Raw genomic sequence first — 20,540 nt, forward strand, 5'->3', positions numbered from 1 at the left:
CACATGATCAATCTAGTCAACATCACCCTGCGCCGCGGCGCCAAAGTCCTGCTCGACAAAACCTCGGCCACCTTTCAGGCCGGCGAAAAAGTGGGGCTGGTCGGACGCAACGGCGCCGGCAAGTCGACCCTGTTCGCACTGCTCAACGGCACGCTGCACGAAGACGGCGGCGACCTGCAGATGCCCGGCCATTGGCAGATGGCGCAGGTCGCGCAGAACATGCCCGAAACCGACGAATCCGCCACGGCCTTCGTGCTGGAAGGCGACACCAGGCTGGCCGCGCTGCAGGCCGCGCTGAAAGTGGCCGAGGACTCCGAAGACGGCATGGCCATCGCCCACGCCTATACGGACCTGGCCGACGCCGGCGTGTACGACGCCGAATCGCGGGCGCAGGCGCTGATCCTCGGACTTGGCTTCCGCACCGACCAGCTGCAGCAGCCGGTCAACAGTTTTTCCGGCGGCTGGCGCATGCGCCTCCAGCTGGCCCGTGCGCTGATGTGCCCGTCCGACCTGCTGCTGCTGGACGAACCCACCAACCACCTGGACCTGGACGCGCTGGTGTGGCTCGAAGGCTGGCTCAAGACCTACGCCGGCACCATGGTCGTCATCAGCCACGACCGCGAATTCCTGGATGCGGTGACCAACGTCACGGTGCACATCGACCACGCGCGCCTGACCCGCTACGGCGGCAACTACAGCGCCTTCGAAACCCTGCGGGCACAACAGCTCGAACTGCAGGCCAGCGCTTTCTCGAAGCAGCAGGACAAGGTCGCCCACCTGCAGAAGTTCATCAGCCGCTTCAAGGCGCAGGCCAGCAAGGCCAAACAGGCGCAGAGCCGGGTCAAGGCGCTCGAACGCATGGAGAAGATCGCGCCGGTGCTGGCCGATGCCGACTTCACCTTCGAGTTCCGCACGCCGGGCAACATTCCCAACCCGATGCTGTCGATCAGCAATGCCGACTTCGGTTACCCCGGCGAGGAAGGCGCACCCCCGACCACCATCCTGAAGAACGTCAGCAAGTCGGTCCTGGCCGGCCAGCGCATCGGCATCCTCGGCGCCAACGGCCAGGGCAAGTCGACCTTCATCAAGACGGTCGCCAAGGACCTGGGCGCCGTCGCCGGCACCATCACCGAAGGCAAGGGCCTGCGCATCGGCTACTTCGCACAGCAGGAACTGGATGTCCTGCGGCCGGAAGACAACCCGCTGGTGCACATGATCCGCCTGGCGCGCGAACTCGGCTCCGATGCCAAGGAACCCTCCCGCGAGCAGGATTTGCGCAGCTACCTGGGCACCTTCAACTTCAGCGGCGACATGGTGATGCAAGCCGTCGGCACCATGAGCGGCGGCGAAAAAGCCCGGCTGGTGCTGGCCATGATGGTCTGGCAGCGCCCCAACCTGCTGCTGCTGGACGAGCCCACCAACCACCTGGACCTCGCCACCCGCGAAGCCCTGGCCATGGCCCTGAACGGCTTCGAAGGCACGCTGATGCTGGTCAGCCACGACCGGGCGCTGCTGCGTGCGGTCTGCGAGGAATTCTGGATGGTCGGCCGCGGCAAGGTCGAGCCCTTCGACGGCGACCTGGACGAATACCAGCGTTATCTGCTGGACGAGGCCAAGCGCCAGCGCGAGGAAGCCAAGGCGGCTGCCAGCGCACCAGCCAAGGTCGCCGCACCGGCGCCCGCACCGGCACCGGTCAGGGAAACGCCGCGCCGCAATCCGGCGTTGCTCAAGCCGCTGCAGAAAGAGCTGGCCACCGTCGAGGCCCGCATTGCGGCCATCGAGAAGGACCGGTCGGCGCTGGAAGCGCGCCTGTCGCAGTCGCTGCCGCCCGGCGACATCGCGGATGCCGGTCGAAAATTGAAGGTGCTGGCCGACGAAGCAGCCACGCTGGACGAACGATGGCTTGCGCTTTCTGGCGAGATCGAGGCTTTCGACGCCTGAGTGTCCGGGATGAAGTGACGATCGACGGCAGTCGGCGGTACGCTTGTGCTTTTGAAGCAAAAGCAAAGAGACCATGCAACTTTCCGTCAATCGTTTCAAGGCCGCCCTGGCCGCCGGCCAGCAGCAGATCGGCCTGTGGTCGACCATCCCGTCGCCTTTCGTTTCCGAACTGGTCGCCAGCGCCGGATTCGACTGGGTACTGCTGGACACCGAACACACGCCCAGCGATGTGCCGCAGATGGTCCAGCAGTTACAGGCCACCGCCGCCGCGATAACCGCAGAAGGCGCGCCGCCCACCGCAGCCGTGGTGCGGCCGGCCTGGAACGATCCGGTGCTGATCAAGCGTTACCTCGACATCGGCGCGCAGAACCTGCTGCTGCCTTTCGTCCAGAACGCCGACGAAGCCCGCGCGGCGGTTGCCGCCACGCGTTATGCGCCCAAGGGCATCCGCGGCATGGGCGGCTCGACCCGGGCATCCAACTTCGGCCGCACCAGCGACTACATCGCCCGCGCCGACCAGGAACTGTGCCTGCTGGTCCAGGTCGAGACCCGCGAGGCGCTGGATGAAATCGAGGCGATTGCCGCCATCGACGGCATCGACGGCATCTTCATCGGACCGTCGGACCTGTCGGCCAGCATGGGCTACCCGGGCCAGCCACGGCACCCGGATGTGGATGCGGCCATCGACGACGCCATCCGCCGCATCCGCGCCAGCGGCAAGGCGCCCGGCATCCTCATGACCGACGAAATCCGTGCGCGCGAATGCTTGGCGCTGGGTGCCCAGTTCGTGGCGGTGGCGCTGGACCTGCTGTTGCTGCGCAACGGTCTCGACAGTACCTCCGCACGCTTCCGGAAATCTGCCAACCAGGTTCCATCTTCAACGCAGACCTACTGATATTGGGAATGAAACAGGGGATTACCCACCCAAGCGGATAAACCCCCGTTTCATCTTGGCGAGAAACAACTTCTGGTCTTGAGATAATCCCATCTGCATTACAGATATTTTTGACAGAAAAGTACCGATCAGACCCTGTCAGCCCGGCGAGGCTTGCAACCTGCTTGCATCTGGTCAGCGCCCAATGGACGACGCTCCAGTAACGATTGGTTTTGACCCGCATTAAAGGAGAATTACACACAACTTACACCACGCCTGTTTTAGGTAACATTCGTTCTCGACCACGCCAGAAATGAGATTATTTTCCTTGCCACATTTTTGCGCGAATGGATTATGAATCGCTCTGCAGCCGACATTTTCCACAGTGAACCGGCGAACCGAATGGCTCCGAACGGATGCACCGATGTGCAGATAAAACATGGCGAATGCAAACAGGATCAAACAACACGCCGCCGGCCTTCCCGCCATCCAGGCTGAACCCGCTGGCCACGCGTTCACTGACGCCTGCCCGACCGACATTTTCTTTTCGGTGCCGCCGACCCATCAGCACCATCGGCCGATCTATTTCAATGCGCCCGAATTCGGTTTCATCGATCAGCTGCTCGACATCGGCGGCGGCGCGGGCGAAGTGGCAAGTCTGCTGAAGCAGCGGCAGCCACGGCTCAAGGCAACCGTTTTCGATCTCGTACCGGTCTGCAATCGTGCGCTCGACTGGTTCTACGAGCAAGGACAGTCCGCCGACCTCGGTGTGCATCCGGGCGATTTCTTTTACGACCCGCTGCCCTCGGGTTTTGCAGCGGCGCAGTTCGTCCATGTGCTTGAGCTTTTTTCTTCCGAACAGATCCTGTTCCTACTGAAGAAGGCTTTCGATTCACTGCCGCGCGGCGGCAAGCTGTTCATCTATGGCCACGCCTGCGATGAAGAGAGGCAGCCGATGAAGGAGTCTTCATGGTGCCTGCCGGCGTTCACATTGTTCGTCACCGGCGCCAGCCGCCTCTACGCAGTCAGCCAATACATGCGGTGGCTGCGTGTGGTCGGTTTCTCGCGCATCAGCTACCGGCACGACGGCGCCCGCACCCTGTTTCTGATGGCCATCAAATGAGCATTCCCGCAATTCATCCCTATGCCTTGCCGGATGCGGCGTATCTGCCGGCCAACCGGGTGCCCTGGCATCCGGAGCCCGGACGTTGCGCCCTGCTCATCTGCGACATGCAGCAGTATTTCGTGGATTTTTTCCAACCCGACCAGAAACCACTGCCAGGCATGCTGAGGCATATCGCACGGCTGGCGGGTCGATGCCGGCTGCTGGGCGTTCCGGTCATCTATGCGGTGCAACCGGGCACGCAGGCGCCATGCGAACGCGGCCTGCTGGGGCATTTCTGGGGCCAGGGCCTGAGCGCGGCGCCACCGGCGGGCGCCGACATCGTGGCAGCCCTGTCACCCGAGCCGGGCGACACGCTGATCCACAAACGCCGCTACAGCGCCTTCCACGGCTCCAGCCTGTTGCACGAATTGCGGCGCCAGGGCCGTGACCAACTCATCGTCTGCGGGCTCTACGCCCACATCGGCTGCCTGACGACCGCACTGGACGCATTCATGCACGATGTGCAGCCTTTCCTGGTCGCCGACGCCATGGCCGATTTTTCGGAGGCCGACCACCGCATGGCACTGGTCTACGCCGCGCGCCGCTGTGCCGCGGTGCTATCCACCGGCGAACTGCTGGCGCGGCTCGATGCCTGGCCGCCCGAGACCGCGTTCAGCCGATGTCCAGTTCGGGATAGCAGCGAAAGATTCCCTGCTCATTGAAATCGATGCGGCGTTCGCTGCGCAGGTAGGCCGCCACCTTGGGCAGGCTGGCTACGCGGTCGCGCAGGCGGACCACGTGGGGGGCCTTGGCAAGCGCGCTGGCGGTCGCCTTCGGAAATGCGTACTTCAGCCCTTCGACCAGCTGGAACAACGACAGGTCGGCGTAGCTGAGCTTGCCGGCCACCAGATGCCGCTGGCCGGCCGGGTTGCGGGCGATGATGACCTCGAACCACTGGATGAACTTGGGCAGCCGGTCGCGGCAGAACTCGGTGGCACGGCGCAGCGCCTCGGGTTTCTGGTCTTCGTAATAGGCGCCGATGCCGACCGGATGGTGGGTGTCGTGGGCTTCCACCACCATGTCGGCGATGGTCAGCTGGATCTGGTGGGTCCACACACGCGATTGCTCGCTGCGTGCCACCAGCTTCAACTCGGGCGCCAGGTACTGCAGGATGGCGGCCGTCTGGCCGACCAGCAGCTCGCCGTCCCTGATGTAAGGCATGGCGAAGGGTGGATGGATCTGCTTGCGGTCAGCCATCAGCTTCTGGCTGGTGGCCAGTCCTTCGCCGTTGGCACCACGTGCCACGTCTACATACGGAACGCCGGCAGCTTCCAGCGCCAGTCGCACAAATTCGCCACGACCCTGAATGGTCGGCCAGTAATGAAGTTCATAAGCCATGCTCGAAATGTAGCCTGGAGCCAGAGTCGCGCGGGTCGGCTGTAGTCTCCCCGTCCGAGCCCCGTTTGCAGACGCGCCTTCTTCTGCCTTCCGGTTTTGCATGAAACCTGCGGGCCGCCATCTACGCCATCTCCGGAGCCGCCAACGGCAGCAGCGGCCTGGAGCCGGTGTCCGAGCGGCTGCTCGACCTCGCCAATCACGCCCACGTCTGCTGCCCTGCACCACCGCCGCAGAAGCTGGACGAAGGCCTCCTCAGCGCACGTTTGGTGCGCCTGGGCAAACCGCCGCCGCTGCCGGAAGGCCGGCGCGAAACACCCGCAGCGGCCGCCTGGCGCACATATCACCCAGCATCGGTGGGCCCCCGCGCACCCATCCACGGCAACGGTCAGCGATCTCCGACTTACAGCTGCACGCCCTGCATGTAGCTGTCGAAACGCGCTTCGGCAAAACGCGACCACAGCAGCTGGTCCTTCTGGAAGGTGCGGTAGTCGGCGTAGATCTTCTTCCAGTCCGGATTGCTGTTGTCGAGGCCGGCGTAGACCTCCATGGCGGTCTTGAACGAAGCGTCCAGCACGGTCTTGGGAAAGGCAAGTACCTTGGTCTTGGCGCCCACCAGCTGCTTCAGCGCCGTCGGATTGCGAGCGTCGTAGCGGGCCTGCATCACCACGTGGGCTTCGGATGCGGCCGATTCGACGATGGCCTTGTATTCGGGCGTCAGCGCGTCGTATGCCTTCTGGTTGACCAGCAGGTCGAGCTGCAACGCACCTTCCCACCAGCCGGGGTAGTAGTAGTAAGGGGCGACCTTGTTGAAGCCGAGCTTCTGGTCGTCGTAAGGGCCGATCCATTCGGCGGCGTCGATGGTGCCTTTTTCGAGCGACTGATAGATCTCGCCGCCGGGGATGTTCTGCGGTACGCCGCCCATCTTCTCGATGACACGGCCGGCAAAGCCGCCGATGCGGAACTTCAGGCCCTTGATGTCTTCAGGCGTCTTGATTTCCTTGCGGAACCAGCCGCCCATCTGGGCGCCGGTATTGCCGCAGGGGAAGTTGACCGCGTTGTACTTGGCATAGAACTCCCGGGTCAGCTTGAGGCCGTTTCCTTCGAACATCCACGACGTGAGCTGGCGGGAGTTCATGCCGAACGGAATCGCCGCGCCGATGGCGAAGGCTTCGTTCTTGCCGAAGAAGTAATAACCGGCGGTATGGGCGGCCTCGATGGAGCCTTGCTGCACACCGTCGACCACACCGAATGCGGGCATCAGTTCGCCGGCCGCATGCACGCTGACCTGGAACTTGCCGCCGGTCATTTCGCCGACCTTCTTGGCGAAGGTTTCAGCACCGCCGTAGATGGTGTCGAGCGACTTGGGGAAGCTCGATGCCAGGCGCCAGCGCACGGTCGCCTGAGCGTGGACCGCCGGGGCTACGCCGGCTGCGAGAACGCCGGCGATGCCAGCGTTTTTGATGATTGAACGACGATCCATGAATGCCTCCTGCTGTTGACGCAAGTGTGTTTGCCGGGCGCTTGCGCTTGACGCCTCGGCAGGCATTCTAGGAATCGATGTAACCGTGGCTCTGTCGGGTTTTCCCAGGTTGGAGGCGCGTCTTCAGCTTTCTGCAAGCATGCCGGCGCCGCCACCGAAACGCCGCTGTATCGACGCCTGGATGCCCGCCGCATCCAGGCCGGCCTGCGACAGCAGCCGGGCCGGGTCGCCGTGTTCGATGAACACGTCTGGCAACCCCAGCTGCAGCACCGGCCGCACCACGCAATGCGCCTGCAGGGCTTCGGCGACGGCGCTGCCGGCACCGCCCATCAGGGCGCCCTCTTCCACCGTCACCAGCGATTGGTGGGCGGCGGCGACCTGGAGCAGCAGCTCGGTGTCGAGCGGCTTGGCCCAACGCATGTTGACCACCGTCGCGTCCAGCGTTTCAGCCACTTCCAGGACCGGATACAGCATGGTGCCGAAGCTCAGGATGGCGATACCGCTGCTGCCCTGCCGGCGGATTTCGCCCTTGCCGTAAGGCAGTCCTTCGAGCGACGCCAGCGGCACCGCACCCACGCCGGCACCGCGCGGGTAACGCACGGCCACCGGATGGTTCTGTGCATAGGCGGTGGTCAGCAACTGGCGGCATTCGCGCTCGTCGGCCGGGCAGGCGACGGCCATGTTGGGAATGCAGCGCAGGAACGGAATGTCGTAAGCGCCGGCGTGGGTGGCACCGTCGGCGCCGACCAGACCGGCGCGGTCCAGCGCGAACACCACCGGCAGGTTCTGCAAGGCGACGTCGTGCACCAGTTGGTCGTAGCCGCGCTGCAGGAAGGTCGAATAGATGGCGACCACCGGCTTCAGGCCTTCGCAGGCCATGCCGGCGGCGAACGTGACCGCATGCTGTTCGGCGATGCCGACGTCGTAGTAGCGGTCGGGGAAACGGCGCTCGAACTCGACCATGCCCGAACCCTCGCGCATGGCCGGCGTGATGCCGACCAGCCGGGTGTCCTGCGCGGCGGTGTCACAAAGCCACTGGCCGAAGATCTGCGTGAAGGTGGGTTTGGACGGCGTGGCCGACTTGACCAGCCCGACGGCCGGGTCGAACTTGCCCGGCCCGTGATAGGCCACTGGGTCGGCTTCCGCCAGTTTGTATCCCTGACCCTTTTTGGTGACCACATGCAGGAACTGCGGACCGGGCAACTGGCGCAGGTTCTCCAACGTGGGGATCAGCGATTCGAGGTCGTGGCCGTCGATGGGCCCCACGTAGTTGAAGCCGAACTGCTCGAACAGGGTGGCAGGCACGACCATGCCCTTGGCATGTTGCTCGAAACGCCGGGCCAGTTCGAACAGCGGCGGCACCGCACGCAGCACCGACTTGCCGACGTTCTTGGTAGCCGAATAGAAACGGCCGCTCATCAGCTGCGCAAGGTAGCGGTTGAGGGCTCCCACCGGCGGGCTGATCGACATGTCGTTGTCGTTCAGGATCACCAGCAGCCTGCCGTCCAGCACGCCCGCGTTGTTCATCGCCTCGAAGGCCATGCCGGCCGTCATGGCGCCGTCGCCGATGACGGCGATGGCGTGGCGGTCCTCGCCCTTCTGTTTGGCGGCCATCGCCATGCCCAGAGCCGCCGATATGCTGGTGGACGAATGGGCGGTGCCGAAGGTGTCGTATTCGCTTTCGGCACGCTGCGGAAAACCCGACAGGCCACCCTGCTGGCGCAGCGAATCCATGCGGTCGCGGCGACCGGTGAGGATCTTGTGCGGATAGGTCTGGTGGCCGACGTCCCACACGATGCGGTCGCGCGGCGTGTCGAAGACGTAGTGCAGCGCCACCGTCAGTTCGACCGTGCCGAGGTTGGAACTCAGGTGGCCGCCGGTGCGCGCCACGCTTTCCAGCACGAAGCTGCGCAATTCGGTGGCCAGTGCCGGCAACTGGTCGCGCGGCAGGGCCCGCAGGTCCGCCGGACTCTCGATGCGCGACAGGATCGAAGCGACAGGCGGGCCAGCGGGTGGGGCGGCGGGTGAAGTGGCCGGCGCGTTGCCGCCGGATTCGGGGGTATCGAGGGACATGGTGTCTGGTTGCCTGTTGTTCTTGTCTTGCGGGCGATGGCCTAGAAGCTGCGGTCCATGACCAGGCCGGCCAGGGCGGCCAGGGCACGTGTATCCGGCAGCCCGCTCTGCTGCAGGGCGGCCATGGCGGCGCCGTGCAGCTGGCGGGCGCGTGCACGTGCGCCATCGAGGCCGAGCAGCGACACGTAGGTGGGTTTGTCCGAAGCAGCATCCTTGCCGGCGGTCTTGCCCAGCGTGGCCGAATCGGCGGTGACATCCAGGATGTCGTCCACCACCTGGAAAGCCAGGCCCAGCGCGGCGCCGTAGGATTCGAGCGATCGCAGCGCAGGCGCCGACGCGTTTCCGCAGGCCGCACCCATCGCCACACTGGCCTGCAGCAAGGCACCGGTCTTCAGGCTGTGCATGTGCCGCAGGGCCGATTCGTCCAGCGCCAGGCCGACGCTGGCCAGGTCGATCGCCTGGCCGCCGGCCATGCCGCTGCGTCCGGCGGCCCGGGAGAGCCGGGCGCACAGCCGCGCCTGCAGCGCGAGGGCGATCGAATCATCCGACGGCGTGATCCATTCGAAAGCCAGGGCCTGCAGCGCGTCGCCCGCAAGCAGGGCGCCGGCTTCGCCGAACTTCACATGCACCGTGGGTTTGCCGCGTCGCAGAACGTCGTTGTCCATGCAGGGCATGTCGTCGTGTACCAGCGAGTAGGCATGGATCAGTTCGACCGCGCAGCCGGCGCGCAGGGCGGCGGCATCCAGGGACGTGGAGGCGGCCGGGTCGGTGTCGTGCGAAGCCACTGCGGCCCGCGCCGCCAGCGCCAGCAGCGGACGCAGCCGCTTGCCGCCGTCCAGCACCGCATGACGCATGGGTTCGTTCAGCGATTCGAGCGAAGGCGCGATGCCCTCGGTCAGCCAGCGCTCCAGGGCCGGCTCGATCAGCGCCAGGCAATTCGCGGTCCAGCCGCGCAGGTCGAATGTCATCTCGGGAACGGTGGGCGCCTTGAGCATTTGCAGCAGCGGTCGCTTTGTGGGGAAAAACCGCCGATTTTAGGCTGGCGCAGCCCAACACCGGTAACGGCTGAAGGACAAAGCGCCGCCCTTCGTTTGCGACAGCCCCCCCCGGCTACAATCCGGGCCTTGAACGCCGGCCCTGGTGCCGGCGTTTTCATCTCCGCGTCTATCAAGAGCCTCTCAGCGTTCTCATCGCCTACAGCTTCCTATCAGCGCGTTTTTCCTCCTCGTCATCTCTCCCTGTGGGGAGTCTTTAGGTCAGGTCACCCATGTCTGATTTAAGTCTTCGACTGCAGCAGGCCGCAAGCCAACTTCCCGTAGCCGCGTATTTCGATGAAGCGCTTTTCCAGCGCGAGAAACAACGCCTGTTCCAGCAAGGACCACGCTACGTCGGCCATACCCTGTCAGTGCCCGAAAAGGGCGACTACTACGCACTTCCCCAAGAAGGAGAAGGGCGCGCCCTGATCCGCACCCAGGACAACCGGGTCGAACTGGTGTCCAACGTGTGCCGCCACCGTCAGGCCGTCATGCTCCAGGGTGGCGGTTCGCTCAACACCACCGCGCCCGGCCACGCCGGCGGCAACATCGTCTGCCCGCTGCACCGCTGGACCTACGACCGCCACGGCCAGTTGCTGGGCGCGCCGCATTTCGCCGAAGACCCCTGCCTCAACCTCAACAACTACCCGCTGCAGGAATGGAACGGGCTGCTGTTCGAAGCCGGCCACGCAGGCGACCGCGACATCGCCTCCGACCTGGCGCAACTGGGCCCGCGTGCCGATCTCGACTTCACCGGCATGGTCCGCGACAAGGTCGTGCTGCATGAATGCAACTACAACTGGAAGACTTTCATCGAGGTCTACCTCGAGGACTACCACGTCGGCCCCTTCCATCCCGGACTGGGTTCGTTCGTCACCTGCGAAGACCTGCGCTGGGAATTCGGCAACGACTATTCGGTGCAGACCGTCGGCGTGGCCAACCGCCTCGGCAAGGCCGGCAGCCTGGTCTACCAGCGCTGGCAGGAACAGTTGCTCAACTGGCGCAAGGGCGTGCCGCCGAAATACGGCGCCATCTGGCTGACGCTCTACCCGCACATCATGGTCGAGTGGTACCCGCACGTGCTGACGGTGTCGACCCTGCACCCGGTCAGCCCTACCAAAACGATGAACATGGTCGAATTCTTCTATCCCGAAGAAATCGCCGCCTTCGAGCGCGAGTTCGTCGAGGCGCAGCAGGCCGCCTACATGGAAACCTGCGTGGAAGACGACGAAATCGCCGAGCGCATGGACGCCGGCAGGGCCGCCCTGCTGAAACGCGGCGACGACGAACGCGGCCCCTACCAGAGCCCGATGGAAGACGGCATGCAGCACTTCCACGAGTGGTACCGCAAGGCGCTCGGCCCCCTGCCCGATCTGCGCTGATCCGCATCCAGGAAAACATCCGGCCCAGGCCGGATTTTTTTCGTCCGCGATCCGCTGCGGCGGGCTTCGAATCCTTCAAGAAAACGGTCAGTGCGGTCCTACAACCCCACAAACGATAAGGCTGGCGAAAACCGCGGTTATCCGGCGATCACAGCAGGTGACGCCCCTTCGTGAAGCAGGTACAGGAGCTTCATCTCCTGTAAGGCAAATTCCTACAAGGACGACAAGAAACCAGACATCGCGGATGACGCTTCCCCGACTTAATTTTCTATTGGCCCATCTTCACAATCCATTTCATCGGATCGAGCGCTGGACAACCTGTCAAAGCAGCTTGCGAATCCGGCCTTCAAAGGTAATCAACATGACCCGCGAACAAATGCTTGCCGAGATCCGCGAAGCCAACCTGACCTATCTGATGCTTGCCCAGAACCTGGTGCGTATGGACAAGGCAGAAGCCGTCTTCCGCCTCGGCCTGAACGAAGAAAGCGCGGACCTGCTGGCCACCCTGTCGGCAGCCCAGATCCTCAAGCTGGCATCGGGCAACACCCTGCTGTGCCGATTCCGTGTCGACGACGAAATGGTCTGGAGCCTGCTGACCAACCACACGTCGAACAAGGTGGGCAACGAAGCCACCAACCGCCTGCACGCCAACATTCTGATGGCAGGCCGGGTCTCCGAAGTCCTCTGACCCGCCGACTCCGTTTCGTACCGCCCCTTCCGTCCAGAACCCAGGAGCCCCACATGACCGCCACCGCCGCAGCAGCCACCGCCCCCGTCGTCAAGAGCGTCCTCAACGAGTCGCGCCAGATCGAACGTGCCGCCACGCTGATCCGAATGGGTGCCCGCATGCAGGTCCTGGAATCGGAAACCTCGCTGTCGTACGAACGCCTGATCCGCCTGTACAAGGAAATCGCCGGCAAGTCGCCGTCGAAGGGCCAGTTGCCCTTCTCGACCGACTGGTTCCTGACCTGGCAAGAGAATGTCCATTCGTCGCTGTTCCTCAACATCTACGAATACCTGTCAAAGGGTGCATCCCTGGATTCCGTCGAAGTGCTGACCAAGGCCTACCGCCTGTACACCGAGCAGGTCGAAGCCGCCGAGATCGAAGCCCTGCTGTCTTTCACCCGCGCCTGGCGCCTGGTGAAGTTCGTCGATGCCAACATGCTGGCCCTGACCCAGTGCGCCAAGTGCAATGGCAAGTTCGTCACCGAGCCCTACGAGAACGCACGCCACTACCACTGCGGCCTGTGCAACCCGCCCGCCCGTGCCGGCAAGAGCAAGGCCGCCGGCGCGCTGATGCTGAACTGAGCGAGTTGCCGGTGTCCGCCTACAGGGAGACACCATGCGGAGCATCAGAATTTCGCCGATGCCACCGCCTGCCCATCCTGTTGAAGCCCTCCCCGCCGTCGAGCCGGTCGACGTACCGCCCGGCGCGGTACCGATCCGCGGCGCAGAGACCATCGCCCTGCGCCTGCCACCGCCCGCCGACGGCGACCCCGACGCACCGCGTATCCTGATCCAGACCCCTGTCAACGTGCGCAGCATCGCCCTGGTGGTGCTGGCATCGCTGGCCAGCCTGCTCGCCCTGCGCTGGGCTGCCGCCGTATTGATTCCCCTGCTGCTGGCGCTGCTGGTGACCTATGCGCTTTCGCCCATCGTCGAGGGGCTGACACGTTTCAAGGTGCCGCGCGCCCTGAGCGCCGCCGTGCTGCTGCTATCCATCATCGGCGGTATCGTCGGCACGGCCTACTGGCTGAGCGACGATGCGGCCGATCTGGTCGATTCGCTGCCGGTCGCTGCCCGCAAGCTGCGCGACACCATGGCCGACCCCGCCGCCGGCCCAAGCACACTCGACACGGTGCAGGCTGCGGCCGCCCAGCTCGAACAGGCGACGCAGCGCCCGGCGCTGCCGACGCGCGGCATCACCCGCGTGATCGTGGAGCGTGCACCCTTCAACATCCGTGACTACCTGTGGACCGGCACCGTCGGCCTGGCGGGCTTGGCCGGCCAGATGACGGTGGTGCTGTTCCTGACCTTCTTCGCCTTGTGTGCAGGAGACACCTTCCGGCGCAAGCTGGTGAAGATCACCGGACCCAGCCTTACCCGCAAGAAGATCACGGTGGAAGTGCTGGACGAGATCACCGGGCAGATCCAGCGTTACCTGCTGGTGCAGTTGCTGATGAGCCTGCTGGTAGGCGTGGCGACCTGGCTGGTGTACTGGGCGCTGGGGCTCGAATACGCGCCGGTCTGGGGCATCGCTGCCGCGGTGCTGAACCTGGTGCCCTATGTGGGCTCGACGGTGGTGACCGGCGGCTCGGCGCTGGTCGCCTTCCTGCAATTCGGCACACCCAACATGGCGCTGACGGTGGGCGGCGCATCCGTGCTGATCCACATTGTCGTCGGCCAGTTGCTGACACCCTGGCTCACCAGCCGTGCCAGCAGCATGAACCCGGTGGTGGTGTTTGCCAGCGTGCTGGTATGGGGCTGGCTGTGGGGCGTCTGGGGCCTGCTGCTGGGCATTCCGGTGATGATGGTCATCAAGGCCATCTGCGACCGGGTGGAAGACCTCAAGCCGGTCGGCGAGCTGATGAGTGCCTAGCCAGCGGATCCAGCACTTTCGTCAGAACCAGTCGCGTCGTCCGTTCAGCAATATCGAGGAATCGACCTTCTCGATGTCGGTCCTGCCGCAGAAGGCCATGCTGAGGTCGAGCTCGCGGTGGATGATCTCCAGCGCGCGTGCGACGCCGGCCTGGCCGTAGGCACCCAGGCCGTAAAGAAAGGCCCGGCCGATCAGCACACCCTGCGCGCCGAGGGCTCGCGCCTTCAGCACGTCCTGACCGCTGCGCACGCCGCCGTCCATCCACACCTCCATCTCCTTGCCGACCGCATCGACGATGCCAGGCAGCGCAGAAATCGACGAAGGAGCCCCGTCCAGTTGCCGCCCGCCGTGGTTGGACACGATGAGCGCATCGGCGCCGCTGTCGACCGCATGGCGCGCGTCTTCCGCATCCATGATGCCCTTGATGATCAGCTTGCCGCCCCAGCGGCGCTTGATCCATTCGACGTCGCCCCAGTTGAGTTGCGGGTCGAACTGCTGCGACGTCCACGCCGACAGCTTCGACAGGTCTGTGACGCCGTCCACGTGGCCCGCGATGTTGCGGAAGGTGCGGCGCGGGGTCTGCAGCATGTTCCAGCACCAACGGGGTTTCGTGGCCAGGTCGAGCAGGTTGCGCAGCGTGGGTTTGGGCGGCGCACTCAGGCCGTTGACGATGTCCTTGTGGCGTTGCCCCAGGATCTGGAGGTCGACCGTCAGTTGCAGCGCACTGACGTTGGCCGCCTTGGCACGGTCGATCAGGCGTTCAATGAATCCGCGGTCGCGCATCACATACAGCTGGAACCAGAACGGATGGCGGTCGGTGGCTTCGGCCACGTCTTCCAGCGAACAGATGCTCATGGTCGAAAGGGTGAACGGAATGCCGAAGGCCTTGGCCGCACGTGCCGCCAGGATTTCGCCATCGGCATGCTGCATGCCGGTCAGGCCGGTCGGTGCGATGGCCACCGGCATGGCGACCGGCTGGCCGATCATGGTGCTGCGGGTGCTGCGGTTTTCCATGTTCACCGCGACCCGCTGGCGCAGCAATATCTTCTGGAAATCGCTTTCGTTGGCGCGGTAGGTGCCCTCGGTCCACGAGCCGGAGTCGGCATAGTCGTAGAACATCTTCGGCACACGCCGACGGGCCACGCGCTGGAGCACTTCAACGTGGGTGATCTTGCTGAGGTCGGTCATGCGGTCAGTGTCTGGTGGAATGGACTCGCCCGGCATGGTAGCCGCGGCGCGGCCGGCGTGGCCTGAAGAAATTTCCGGCCGGCGCAAAACTATTCAGGCGCGTGTGGTGACGGATCCGGCCGCGCGGCAGAAGGTGCCACACGGTGTCCCGCCAGCTGTTTGTCGGCATGCTCGCCGATCTGGCCGTCATAGAAATGGAAACGGTTCTTGCCCGCGCGCTTGGCGCTGTACATGGCGGCGTCGGCATGGCGAGCCAGCATGTCGAAGGTGTCGCCGTCGTCCGGATACATGGCCACGCCCAGGCTGGCGGTGACGTGCAGCAAGTGTTCGCCGATGCGGAAAGGCCGCGCCGCCAGCTCGACCAGCTTGGCGGCCAGCAATTGCGCCGCGGCGCGGGTGTGCACCGTCGGTGCCAGTACCACGAATTCATCGCCTCCCTGGCGCGACAGCGTGTCCGACGCCCGCAGCGCCTGGCCCATGCGCTGGGCGAATTCGACCAGCACCGCATCGCCGGCGTCGTGTCCCAGCGAATCGTTGATGTCCTTGAACCCGTCCAGGTCCAGGTACATCAACACAAGCCGCCCGCGTTCGCGGGCGGCACGCGACAGCGCCTGCTGCGCCCGGTCGAACAGCAGCACCCGGTTGGGCAGGCTGGTCAGGGCGTCGTATTGGGCCAGATGCGACAGGCGCAGCATCATGGCGCGGGCGGCGGTGACGTCGCGAAGCACCATCACCGCGCCGACTGTGCGGCCTTCGCGGTCGCGGATGGGGGCCGCGGTGTCCTCGATGTCGAAACGCAGTTGACGCCGGTTGACCAGGCTTGCGCTGGGCGATGGCCGGACGATATGGTTTTCTTCCAGCACCTCGGCCACGGGATTGCGGATGGGCTGCTGGCTCTCGCCGTCATAGAGCGGGATCACCTCGGCTACGTCGCGGCCGATGGCCTCGGCCGGCTCGAAGCCGCTCATCGCCTCGGCGACCGGGTTGAGGTAGGTGACACGCCCTTCGCCATCGGTGCTGATGACCGCATCGCCGATGGATGCCAGGGTGACGCGGATACGTTCCTTTTCCTCGAACAACAGGTCTTCGGCGGTCTTGCGGTCGGTGATGTCGGTGGCCTGCACGAAGACGCCCTGCACCACGCCCTCGTCGATATCCGGCACGAAGCTCACCATCATGTGGCGGCGCCGGCCATCGCCGTCGTTGACCGGCGTTTCGAACTCCTGCCGTTCACCGGCCAGCGCCTGGTAGAAACGCGCCTCGCTGGATCCGACCAGCCGCTGCCCCTCGATCAGTCCGCCGACCGGCTCACCCTCGGCATTGGTATTGACACCCAGCGTGGTCATGTAGCGGCTGTTGGCGAACCGGATCATCAGGTGCTTGTCCCAATACGCCACCATGGACGGCAGGCCGTCGAGGATGGTGCGCAGGTCACGCTCGGCGTTGCGCAGACGGTAGGCGGTGGCCTGCCGGGTTTCCAGCTCACGGATGAGCAGCCATGCCAGCGCAACGCAGCCGACCATCAGGGTCAGCGTGATGAGGCCCTGGCCGATGGTGCGCTGCCGCCAGCCGGCGTAGGCCGTGTCGGTGGCCTGGGCCACGGTGATCACCAGCGGATAACGAACGAAGCGCTTCATGACGTAGTAACGATTGACACCGTCGACGCCGGACGGGCTCTCGAAATTGTTCTCGCCTTCCAGGAAACGCCTGAAGATCTCGGTCCCGCGCAAGGACTGTCCCGGCGTCGCCTGGTCCGGCGGATAACGGCTGAGCACCGCCCCGTCGTCGCGCAGCAGGGTAATGCGGCCGCCCTCGCCCAGGTTCACCGCGTTGAACAGTGTTTCGAGGCTGCTGACTTTCAATGCGAGCGTCACCACTCCGCCGAAGCTGTGGTCGGATCGGTCGATGCGCCGGGTCAGTATCACCACCGACTGGTTGTCGAGCTTCGATGGCAGCGGCGGGCTGATGAACAGGCCGGGGTCGAGATTGTCGCGGTGGTGGATGAAATAAGGCCGGTCAGCCAGCGAAACCGCCCGATCGACCAGTGACCGGTTGGTGCTGAGGATGACCGTGCCGTTGCTGTCGGCCACCGTCACTGTCGAGATGCCGCTGCCTTCTACCGCCTTGTCGAAAACCACGCGCTGGCGGATGGCGTCGGGCAGCGCCATCACCTCCGGGCTGGACACCGCCTCACGCACGCCCAGCATCGAACGGTCATAGAAATCGAGGGTGCGGCGGATGTTTTCCTCGACCGTGTTGGCCAGGTTGCCGTTGGCGTGGCGCATGTTCTGCGTGACGTCGTGGCGACCGTCGAGGACCACCATGCCGAACAGCGCGGCAATGGAAATGATGGGCACCAGGGCCAGCAACGCGAAGGTACGTCGAAGAGACGAAAACATAGGCAGCCAGGGCCGCGCGGGGGCGCAACCATGAGCGCATCTTAATAAGGTCGCAACACCTGCACACCGTGAATACCAGCGCTTTCAGGTGGAGCAATGTTCGCGCGACCATCCCGCCGTGGTTTCAGGGCCTTACGCCGGCTCCCCGCACCTCTACCTGGACCGCATCCATTTCGCGGCCGGTTCGGTCTGCCACACTGATCCGGTGCCGACCGGGCCAGGGCAGCCACTGCTGCCTGGCACCGCGGCCCAGCGGCTTGCCGTCGATGCGCCACTGCAGCGTATCTTCGCCCGTGGCCTGGAGGCTGAGCCGCTGGTGGGCGGGCGGAATGTCCGGGTCCAGCGCGACGATGGTGCCGGCCGTCGGCGACAAGATGCGGGGCGTGGCGTCCTTCGCGCTGGCACCGTCGTCGGCAAGCGCGAACACCTTCTGCTGGGTTCCGGCCAGGAACCATTCGGAACGGTCGGCCTCCAGTCCCGGTCCGAAATGCACCGCCTGCTGCACCAGGCCGGCCGGCGGCTGCGGCGGACGACCGGGCCGTGAGCGGTGCAGGTAGTTCATCACCGCAGCCCAGATCGGTGCGGCGCCCGAAACACCGCTGACATCCCACATCGCGCCGCCGCCCGCATTGCCGACCCAGACACCGACCGTGTAGCGCTGCGACCAGCCGACCGCCCAGTTGTCTCGCATGTCCTTGCTGGTGCCGGTCTTCACCGCCGTCCAGAAGCGGGTGGCCAGCAGGCTGTCGGTGCCGAAGGTGCGGGCACGGGCGTTGCGGTCGGACAGCATGTCGCCCACGATGAAGGCCGCACCGGCGTCCATCGCACGGACCGGCGTCGGCGTCGACGCGCCCTGCCCCGCCAGCATGTGTGTGGGCGATGCCAGGCCGCCGTTGGCCAGCGTGCGATAGGCGTTGGTCAGTTGCAGCAGCGACACCTCGGCGCTGCCCAGCGCCAGGCTGTACCCGTAATAGCCGCCGGACTCGCGCAGCTCCAGGCCGGCCGCGTGCAGCTGGTTGAAGAAGGCGTCCGGCGAGACCATGACCAGCGTGCGCACCGCCGGCACGTTGAGCGATGCCGCCAGCGCGGTGCGCACCGACACATGGCCCTTGAAACGCCGGTCGTAGTTCTGCGGTATGTAAAGGCCGCCGGCGGTCGGGATCTGCTCGGGCGAATCGAGCACCAGCGATGCGGCGGTCAGCCGGCGTTCGGCAATCGCCTCGCCATACAGAAAGGGCTTGAGGGTGGAACCGGCCTGTCGACGCGCCAGCACGCCGTCCACCTCGGCCGCCTGACTGAGCTCGCCCGACGAACCCACCCAGGCCAGAACCTCCCCGCTGCGGTTGTCCAGCACCACCACCGCGCCGTCTTCCACGTTGCGACCTTTCAGCTCGCGCAATTGCTGCAGGAGGGTCTGGCGGGCAAAACGCTGCAGCGGCGCCGACACCGTGGTGCGCACCACCGGGCCGGCGTCCGCGCCTGCCTGGCGCAGCGCCTGGCGGGCGAGGTGCGGCGCGATGCCGTCTTCGGCCGCGAATGCCTTTTGTTTCAGCGCGCCCTCGGCGAACATGTCCAGCGCGATGCAATCCGGCTTGCTGCCGGGCGAGGACTGCTGCATCACGTCGCAGGCGCGCCGGGCTACCGCCGCGCGGCCGGCGTTGGGTGAGCGCACCAGGGCCGCAGCCAGTGCGGATTCACGTTCGTCGAGCCCTTGCGGTGCCTTGCCGAACAGGGTGCGGGACAGGGCGTCGATGCCGACGATCTCGCCCCGGAAGGGCACGGTATTGAGGTAGGCCTCCAGGATCTGGTCCTTGCGCCAGCTGTGCTCCAGCTGTTCGGCGGTCGCCGCCTGCCCGATCTTCTGCAACATGCCCCGTCCGCCGCCGCGCCGCAGGCTGTCGTCCAGCAGGCCGGCCAGTTGCATGGTGATGGTCGAGGCACCCCGCGTGCGGGTGTTCCACAGGTTGCCCCAGGCCGCAGCCGACACGGCCCGCCAGTCGACACCGCTGTGTTCGTAGAACCGCCGGTCTTCCGACAGCACCAGCGCGGAACGCAGTGCCGGCGACACATCGGCCAGCGCCGTCCAGTCACCGCGCCGCACCTGCATGTCGGTACGCACCCGCTGCAGCAGCTCGCCGTCCGGTGCCACGACGCGGGTGTCGGACGGCCGCCAGTCGCGCCGCAGCTCGTCGAACGTGGGCAAGGCCTGGGCCGCGGGCGACAGGCAGAGTCCGGCGGCAAGCCCCAGCCCGGACAGAAGGCTACGCAGGCACATGCACCGTCGCCTTAATGTGTTTGAGGTTGGTCACGATGGTGAAACTCATCAGCACCAGCAGGCTCCAGGCGGGCCACTTCTGCACGTGCACGGCGGCCCAGACCACCCGCTGGTGGGGGTAGGCCCACAGGCCGAAGAAGGTGCCCATGTTTTCTGCCAGCCATAGGAACAAACCCACCAGCACCAGGCCCATCGAAAGCGGCATGCGGCGGTCGACCCGCCACGGCCTGAAGACGATGGTCGCCCGCGCATAGAGTCCCAATGCGGCGGCCGCCAGATACCCGCGGTAGTCGCCGATGAAATGGTGGGTGAAGAAGTTCAGGTAGATACAGGCCGCGACCACACCCGCCAGCAGGTACGGCGGATGGTGCTCGATCCGCATGTCGAGCGCACGCCAAGCCTGGATGATGTAGCTGCCGACAGCGGCATACATGAACCCCGCGAACAGCGGTACGCCCAGCACCTTCGACCAGGCAGGTTGCGGGTAGGCCCACGAGTGGATGGAGGACGAAGTCTTGAACACTTCCAGCATGAAACCCAGCAGGTGGAACAACGATACGGCCTTCAGTTCGTCCCAGGTCTCCCGCCCGGTAGCCAGCATCCATGCCTGTATGCCCAGGGCGATCGCCAGCAGCACGTCGTAGCGCGCCAAGCCGAAGAGGCCGCCACGCGGGACCAGCACCACCGCCACGAAGAGCAGCCCGGCAAAAAGGCAGGCGCGGGCCTCTTTCCAGCCGAACATCAGCAGCTCGAAAGCGGCGGCGGCCGAGCGACCCCGCGCAGATCGCAGGG

16 protein-coding genes are annotated in these 20,540 nt (G+C 65.3%); 8 read left to right on the forward strand and 8 right to left on the reverse strand.

Annotated elements, in window-relative coordinates:
- Window positions 1-3: 3 nt before the first annotated feature.
- The 4 genes from AC3ANW_RS11665 (at window position 4) to AC3ANW_RS11680 (ending at window position 4,642) form a co-directional block, all read left to right on the forward strand.
- A complete protein-coding gene (locus tag AC3ANW_RS11665) occupies window positions 4-1,941 on the forward strand; it encodes an ABC-F family ATP-binding cassette domain-containing protein (RefSeq protein WP_488341011.1) in 1,938 nt (645 codons plus the stop codon).
- Window positions 1,942-2,014: 73 nt separating this feature from the next.
- Window positions 2,015-2,836, forward strand: a complete 822-nt coding sequence (locus AC3ANW_RS11670; RefSeq protein WP_488341012.1) for an HpcH/HpaI aldolase family protein — start codon at window positions 2,015-2,017, stop codon at window positions 2,834-2,836.
- A 418-nt stretch (window positions 2,837-3,254) separates the two neighbouring features.
- A complete protein-coding gene (locus AC3ANW_RS11675) occupies window positions 3,255-3,938 on the forward strand; it encodes a methyltransferase (RefSeq protein WP_488341013.1) in 684 nt (227 codons plus the stop codon).
- A complete protein-coding gene (locus tag AC3ANW_RS11680; RefSeq protein ID WP_488341014.1) occupies window positions 3,935-4,642 on the forward strand; it encodes an isochorismatase family protein in 708 nt (235 codons plus the stop codon). Before AC3ANW_RS11675 ends, AC3ANW_RS11680 begins: the two co-directional genes overlap by 4 nt.
- On the opposite strand, the gene AC3ANW_RS11685 is transcribed toward AC3ANW_RS11680, so the two are convergent.
- From AC3ANW_RS11685 to AC3ANW_RS11700, 4 genes are all read right to left on the reverse strand, one after another.
- Window positions 4,593-5,318 carry a glutathione S-transferase gene (locus AC3ANW_RS11685; RefSeq protein ID WP_488341015.1) on the reverse strand — a complete coding sequence of 242 codons (726 nt, stop codon included), beginning with the start codon at window positions 5,316-5,318 and terminating at the stop codon, window positions 4,593-4,595. The two genes, AC3ANW_RS11680 and AC3ANW_RS11685, sit on opposite strands and share 50 nt — an antisense overlap.
- 400 nt (window positions 5,319-5,718) lie before the next feature.
- A complete protein-coding gene (locus AC3ANW_RS11690; protein ID WP_488341016.1) occupies window positions 5,719-6,798 on the reverse strand; it encodes a TRAP transporter substrate-binding protein in 1,080 nt (359 codons plus the stop codon).
- Window positions 6,799-6,921: 123 nt separating this feature from the next.
- Entirely contained in the window at window positions 6,922-8,871 is a 1,950-nt protein-coding gene (dxs, locus tag AC3ANW_RS11695; protein ID WP_488341017.1) for a 1-deoxy-D-xylulose-5-phosphate synthase, read from the reverse strand.
- A gap of 41 nt (window positions 8,872-8,912) precedes the next feature.
- Window positions 8,913-9,866 carry a polyprenyl synthetase family protein gene (locus tag AC3ANW_RS11700; protein WP_488341018.1) on the reverse strand — a complete coding sequence of 318 codons (954 nt, stop codon included), beginning with the start codon at window positions 9,864-9,866 and terminating at the stop codon, window positions 8,913-8,915.
- Between the two features lie 272 nt (window positions 9,867-10,138).
- Between AC3ANW_RS11700 and AC3ANW_RS11705 the strand changes: the two genes are divergently transcribed.
- From AC3ANW_RS11705 to AC3ANW_RS11720, 4 genes are all read left to right on the forward strand, one after another.
- Entirely contained in the window at window positions 10,139-11,287 is a 1,149-nt protein-coding gene (locus AC3ANW_RS11705) for an aromatic ring-hydroxylating oxygenase subunit alpha (protein ID WP_488341019.1), read from the forward strand.
- 361 nt (window positions 11,288-11,648) lie between these two features.
- Entirely contained in the window at window positions 11,649-11,975 is a 327-nt protein-coding gene (gene flhD, locus AC3ANW_RS11710) for a flagellar transcriptional regulator FlhD (protein WP_488341020.1), read from the forward strand.
- A 53-nt stretch (window positions 11,976-12,028) separates the two neighbouring features.
- Window positions 12,029-12,595, forward strand: a complete 567-nt coding sequence (gene flhC / locus AC3ANW_RS11715) for a flagellar transcriptional regulator FlhC (RefSeq protein ID WP_488341021.1) — start codon at window positions 12,029-12,031, stop codon at window positions 12,593-12,595.
- A 34-nt stretch (window positions 12,596-12,629) separates the two neighbouring features.
- Window positions 12,630-13,886 (forward strand): AI-2E family transporter, encoded by a 1,257-nt coding sequence (locus tag AC3ANW_RS11720; RefSeq protein WP_488341022.1) that lies wholly within the window; start codon window positions 12,630-12,632, stop codon window positions 13,884-13,886.
- A 21-nt stretch (window positions 13,887-13,907) separates the two neighbouring features.
- Here AC3ANW_RS11720 and AC3ANW_RS11725 read toward each other — a convergent pair whose 3' ends face one another.
- The 4 genes from AC3ANW_RS11725 to AC3ANW_RS11740 all read right to left on the reverse strand — a co-directional run bounded on the left by AC3ANW_RS11725 (window position 13,908) and on the right by AC3ANW_RS11740 (window position 20,490).
- Window positions 13,908-15,074, reverse strand: a complete 1,167-nt coding sequence (locus AC3ANW_RS11725; RefSeq protein WP_488341023.1) for an alpha-hydroxy acid oxidase — start codon at window positions 15,072-15,074, stop codon at window positions 13,908-13,910.
- Between the two features lie 89 nt (window positions 15,075-15,163).
- A complete protein-coding gene (locus tag AC3ANW_RS11730) occupies window positions 15,164-17,473 on the reverse strand; it encodes a bifunctional diguanylate cyclase/phosphodiesterase (RefSeq protein ID WP_488341024.1) in 2,310 nt (769 codons plus the stop codon).
- A gap of 124 nt (window positions 17,474-17,597) precedes the next feature.
- Window positions 17,598-19,748, reverse strand: a complete 2,151-nt coding sequence (gene pbpC / locus AC3ANW_RS11735) for a penicillin-binding protein 1C (RefSeq protein ID WP_488341025.1) — start codon at window positions 19,746-19,748, stop codon at window positions 17,598-17,600.
- On the reverse strand, window positions 19,735-20,490 hold the full coding sequence (locus tag AC3ANW_RS11740; RefSeq protein WP_488341026.1) for a DUF817 domain-containing protein: 756 nt from the start codon (window positions 20,488-20,490) through the stop codon (window positions 19,735-19,737). Before AC3ANW_RS11740 ends, pbpC begins: the two co-directional genes overlap by 14 nt.
- Window positions 20,491-20,540 lie beyond the last annotated feature (50 nt).

This window comes from Xylophilus sp. PBN-3R (assembly GCF_057747805.1).

Bases quoted from the DNA above. Each gene is read 5' to 3' on its own strand.
- AC3ANW_RS11665 (WP_488341011.1), top strand. From the start codon at position 4: ATGATCAATCTAGTCAACATCACCCTGCGCCGCGGCGCCAAAGTCCTG.
- AC3ANW_RS11670 (WP_488341012.1), top strand. From the start codon at position 2,015: ATGCAACTTTCCGTCAATCGTTTCAAGGCCGCCCTGGCCGCCGGCCAG.
- AC3ANW_RS11675 (WP_488341013.1), top strand. From the start codon at position 3,255: ATGGCGAATGCAAACAGGATCAAACAACACGCCGCCGGCCTTCCCGCC.
- AC3ANW_RS11680 (WP_488341014.1), top strand. From the start codon at position 3,935: ATGAGCATTCCCGCAATTCATCCCTATGCCTTGCCGGATGCGGCGTAT.
- AC3ANW_RS11685 (WP_488341015.1), bottom strand. From the start codon at position 5,318: ATGGCTTATGAACTTCATTACTGGCCGACCATTCAGGGTCGTGGCGAA.
- AC3ANW_RS11690 (WP_488341016.1), bottom strand. From the start codon at position 6,798: ATGGATCGTCGTTCAATCATCAAAAACGCTGGCATCGCCGGCGTTCTC.
- dxs (WP_488341017.1), bottom strand. From the start codon at position 8,871: ATGTCCCTCGATACCCCCGAATCCGGCGGCAACGCGCCGGCCACTTCA.
- AC3ANW_RS11700 (WP_488341018.1), bottom strand. From the start codon at position 9,866: ATGCTCAAGGCGCCCACCGTTCCCGAGATGACATTCGACCTGCGCGGC.
- AC3ANW_RS11705 (WP_488341019.1), top strand. From the start codon at position 10,139: ATGTCTGATTTAAGTCTTCGACTGCAGCAGGCCGCAAGCCAACTTCCC.
- flhD (WP_488341020.1), top strand. From the start codon at position 11,649: ATGACCCGCGAACAAATGCTTGCCGAGATCCGCGAAGCCAACCTGACC.
- flhC (WP_488341021.1), top strand. From the start codon at position 12,029: ATGACCGCCACCGCCGCAGCAGCCACCGCCCCCGTCGTCAAGAGCGTC.
- AC3ANW_RS11720 (WP_488341022.1), top strand. From the start codon at position 12,630: ATGCGGAGCATCAGAATTTCGCCGATGCCACCGCCTGCCCATCCTGTT.
- AC3ANW_RS11725 (WP_488341023.1), bottom strand. From the start codon at position 15,074: ATGACCGACCTCAGCAAGATCACCCACGTTGAAGTGCTCCAGCGCGTG.
- AC3ANW_RS11730 (WP_488341024.1), bottom strand. From the start codon at position 17,473: ATGTTTTCGTCTCTTCGACGTACCTTCGCGTTGCTGGCCCTGGTGCCC.
- pbpC (WP_488341025.1), bottom strand. From the start codon at position 19,748: ATGTGCCTGCGTAGCCTTCTGTCCGGGCTGGGGCTTGCCGCCGGACTC.
- AC3ANW_RS11740 (WP_488341026.1), bottom strand. From the start codon at position 20,490: ATGTTCGGCTGGAAAGAGGCCCGCGCCTGCCTTTTTGCCGGGCTGCTC.